This is a genomic window from Candidatus Cloacimonadota bacterium (assembly GCA_034722995.1).
GTDB lineage: Bacteria > Cloacimonadota > Cloacimonadia > JGIOTU-2 > JGIOTU-2 > JAGMCF01.
Genome location: JAYEOL010000019.1, coordinates 1 through 4,561, shown reverse-complemented (window position 1 = coordinate 4,561; position 4,561 = coordinate 1). Strand labels below are relative to the sequence as shown.

Genomic DNA, 4,561 nt, shown 5'->3' with positions numbered 1-4,561 from the left:
TGGTTGTTGATTTTGATAATGATAATGAAAACGAAGTCCTATTTGTTGACAGGGCAGGAAAAATTTACTCTATTGAAGCGGATGCAAGCATCTCGGATGGTTTCCCTGTTGAGCTTGGTGAAGAAGCGTGGTCTTCAATAGCTGTGGGTGATATTGATAATGACCAGCAATATGAAATAGTTTTAACCACCCGATATAATAAAATCTATGCTATTGATAATGATGAATCTGTAATATTTGAATATGAAACTGGCGGACAGATGATTTGCACTCCTACAGTTGTGGATTTAGATGGGGATGAAGAATTAGAGATTATTGCACCTTGTTTGGATGGAAAATTATATGTAATTAAAATAGATGGTAGTGATTATCCAAATTTCCCTTACTCCCTTGGTTCACCAATATTTGCAGATGTTGCAGTTGGTGATATTAATAATGACGAAGTAAAAGATATAGTATTGGGCACATTAAATGGAGCTTTATATGCTATCTCATCAGAAGGGGTAATTTTGGATGGATTTCCAATAGAAACCGATTCTCAAATTTGGTCTCCTCCCATTATCTTTGATAATAATAATCGTATAGCTTTTAGCAATTATGACTACAAAATCTATATTATTGATGGTTATGGTGATATAAAATGTATAAAAGATCTATCATCAAATATTTTCTCTTCAATGATAGCTTTTACTCAGGAACGAGATGATGAATTCTTACTTGCGTTCAATACTTTATCTGGTGAATTAGAAATAATTAATGGAAATGGTATTATTTTGCAAGGCTGGCCACAAGAAATGGGTACTGGAACAAAAAATAGTCCTGTTGCGGTTGATATAAATAATGATGGAGAAATAGAAATCTTGTCATCAACTACAAACGGAAATATATTTTGTTATTCTCTTAATGGCGAACTTCTTCCGGAATTTCCAATTACTGGTAATTCAATTATAAATTCTTCTTTGACTATTAATGATTTAGATAAAGATGGGGATTTGGAATTAATCTCAGGTACCAATTCAGGTGTAGCTGTGTGGGATTATAAAAATCCAAAAGGTTCCCTAACTCCCTGGACAATGTATAGAGGTAATATTCAACGGACAGGAAATTATAGTGATAACATTAATGTTACTTCTATTGATTCAAACTTTGAATTGAAAAATAAATTCATTCTTTACCAGAACTATCCAAATCCATTCAATCCCGATATAATCGGGACAACAATTTCTTTTTCAGCCACAGATTTACACAGATTTACACGGATAAAAATTTACAATGTAAAAGGACAATTGGTAAAAAAATTCAAAATTCAAAATTCAAAATTCAAAATTAATGAAGTTGTCTGGGATGGTAAAAATGATAATGGTAAACCAGTTTCAAATGGAATATACTTTTACAAATTATTGACAGAAAATTATACCAGTCCAGTAAAAAGACTACTCCTTCTAAGATAGAATTTTATCTTAATATTTCATTTTGATTTTTCCCTTTTGCATTTTGAATTTTAATTTATATTTGGGTGCACCCATAGCTCAACAGGTAGAGCAACTGACTCTTAATCAGTAGGTTCCGGGTTCGAGTCCCTGTGGGTGTACCATTTTTTTGTTATATCTTATTTGTTATGAGTTATACTTGTAAATATACTTTCATATGAAAATCGCTTTCACCACAAAGACGCAATCCCCGCGTCCGCGGGGACACAAAGAAAAAAATAAAAACATGATAAATTCATCAAAACTTACACGCTCATTCCTAAGCCCTCCCCTCCCCGATTTAATCGGGGATAATTGGGGATTGGGAATGCTTACAAATGCTATTTTCATTCTCCTTTCAGTGTCGGCCAGGCGCCCAGACGGATAAAACTTGAATTAAAAATAATCCTAAAAATTGACAAAACATTTTAATGACTGGTAAAATTTAATAAAATGAAAAAGAATTCTATTTTCGGCAAAGAAATCTATCAATATGCAGGAGCTTTGCATATACATACAGGATATTCTTTTGATGCCAGTGGCAAAGTTGATGATATAATAGAATCTGCAAAGCAATGCAAGTTAGATTTCATAACTATTAACGACCATCTTTCTTTAGATGCCAAGAAAGAAATTAGTAAAAAACAATATAATGGAATTTATGTACTCGCTGGATATGAAATGAATGATGCGAAAAGGAATAATCATTACTTAGTGTTCCAAACCGATGCTGTTCTTCCAACTTCTTTATCCGCACAAGAATATGTAAAGATTGTAGCTGAGGATAATGGCTATGGATTTATCGCACACCCGATTGAAAAAAGAAGAACAAAAAAATTAAGAGCTTATGAATGGGATGCCTGGGATGCAATAGAATTTGACGGTATAGAAATATGGAATTTTCTGTCTGAATGGACAGACAGTCTTATCTTACCATTTAATCTTATATTCAAAACATTATTCCCAAATTCCGCAATAAAAAAACCATATAAAGAAATTCTAAAAAAATGGGATGAATTCAATATTAGGGGGCTTAAAAAATCTGCAATTGGAAGTTCGGATGCACATGGTAAAACTTACAAACTTGGACCCTTGTCAATAACCTTTTTGCCGCACAAAAGACTTTTAAAGGCAATACAAACACACATCTGGCTCAGGCAAGAATTAAATAATAATACCCATTACATACAAATATTAAAGGCTCTCAAAAATGGAAACAGCTTTATTGTAAATGTTAATCGTGGATACCCGGATAATTTTTACTACTATATTTACTCAGGAAACACCAAAAATTTTGCTCTTCCGGGCGAAGAGATTTCACTTTCTGAAAAAAAACTTTACCTTTCTGTCCAGCTTCCGCAAGATTGTCTTATAAAAATTATCTTCAATGGAAAAGTTGTCCATTCGGAACTTACACCCGAAATTTCATTCCCAATTACAAAACCCGGCTTCTATCGTGTTGAGGTATACAAAGGAAATTACGGATGGATTTATTCCAATCCTATTTATGTAAAATAGTTGAATCAGTTGAATCAGTTCAACCAGTTCAACCAGTTCAACCAGTTCAACAAATTCAACCAGTCCAACCAGTTCAACTAAATTAGAGGTTAATTATGAAAAAACATTATGTTGAAAATTTATCTGATTACATAGGAACTGAAATAGTTAGTTTCTTTGCAATTAGCGAAAAATCATTAAGAAAAAGTCGTGCAGGAAAATCATACATCAGAGTAACCTGTATTGATAAAACAGGTCAGATTATTGGTAATATTTGGGATAATGTAAAACATCTGGAATCACAATTTAGTATCGGAGATATTGTAAAAGTAAAAGCATCTGTTGATATTTATGAAAGTAATCTACAGTTAAATATATCTAATGTCAGAAAAGCTGAAGGAAGTGAATATGAAATATCAGATTTCTCGCCTGCCACTACAAAAAATATAAATAAATTAACTGAACAATTGTTTCAATATCTTGATTCAATTGAAAATAAATATCTGAATAAATTATTACATCTTTTTTTTGACGATAAGGAATTTTTGAAGAAGTTTATCTCTGCACCAGCTGCTAAATCCTGGCATCACAATAAAGTCGGAGGACTCATACATCATACTATAACAGTAACTAATATTTGCGATTCGGTCGCCCCGATATATCAGGATAATGATATTGACAGAGATTTACTCGTATGTTGTGCTATACTGCATGATATAGGAAAAGTGAATGAGTACCATCTTAGACCTTTTATTGACTTTACAGATGAAGGAAAACTTGTTGGTCATATTGTGATTGGTGATAAAATGGTTGTTGATAAAATTCAGCAAATTAATAATTTCCCGCCAATGTTAAAGAATAAGATTAGACATCTGCTCCTAAGTCATCATGGTGAGAGAGAAAAAGGAGCTGTAGTTTTACCAAAAACAAAAGAAGCAATATTACTTCATTATGCAGATAATATGGATGCTCATATAATGGGAGTACAGGATTTAATTGAAAAAGCAAAAAAACAGAACAGAGATTGGACTGAATATAATAACTTGACAAAGAGAGAATATTATACAAAATAAAGTTATTAAATCAAAATCAGATTTTTCCCAACTATTAGGCAAAAATTCAATTTTTCTTGACTGAAAAATCATACAACTTGCTTTTTTATAAAAAATAATCAAGCTACAAAGAACTCATAAATTTTATCAGAAATTCCTCTGTGTTCTCTGTGACAATTACAAGGATGTATTATGAAAATTAAAATCACTTTCCCGGATGGCTCAAAAAAAGAATATGAAAAAGGGATTACTCCTTTGCAAATTGCTGAAGGAATTAGCAAAGGGCTTGCAAAGGAAATTGTCTCTGCCAGATTAAACGAGAGAGAGGTGGATTTAACTCATAAAATAGAAAAAGATGCAACTATTCTCTTTTACAAATTCAAAGATGAGGAAGGACGAAAAGTTTATTGGCATAGCACCGCTCATATTATGGCACAGGCAGTTAAAAGACTTTATCCAGATGTAAAAGTAGCTATCGGACCAGCAATAGATAATGGTTTCTATTATGATTTTGATAAAAAGACCCCATTTACAGACAGTGAC

Annotated in this window: 4 protein-coding genes and 1 tRNA gene; all 5 read left to right on the top strand. The window is 32.3% G+C overall.

The genetic code is table 11. The features are described from left to right. Positions 1–1,451: FlgD immunoglobulin-like domain containing protein (locus U9R23_02430; GenBank protein ID MEA3475292.1), on the top strand; the 1,451-nt coding region annotated here is incomplete at its 5' end. 67 nt (positions 1,452–1,518) lie between these two features. After that, a tRNA-Lys gene (locus tag U9R23_02425) sits at positions 1,519–1,594 on the top strand. 328 nt (positions 1,595–1,922) lie between these two features. Further along, entirely contained in the window at positions 1,923–2,987 is a 1,065-nt protein-coding gene (locus U9R23_02420) for a PHP domain-containing protein (GenBank protein ID MEA3475291.1), read from the top strand. A gap of 95 nt (positions 2,988–3,082) precedes the next feature. Then, on the top strand, positions 3,083–4,039 hold the full coding sequence (locus tag U9R23_02415) for an HD domain-containing protein (protein MEA3475290.1): 957 nt from the start codon (positions 3,083–3,085) through the stop codon (positions 4,037–4,039). 171 nt (positions 4,040–4,210) lie between these two features. Further along, positions 4,211–4,561, top strand: a 351-nt coding sequence (locus U9R23_02410; protein MEA3475289.1) for a TGS domain-containing protein, incomplete at its 3' end; no start/stop codon positions are given.

Coding starts and splice junctions, on each gene's coding strand:
- U9R23_02420 (MEA3475291.1), top strand. CDS start 1,923: ATGAAAAAGAATTCTATTTTCGGCAAAGAAATCTATCAATATGCAGGA.
- U9R23_02415 (MEA3475290.1), top strand. CDS start 3,083: ATGAAAAAACATTATGTTGAAAATTTATCTGATTACATAGGAACTGAA.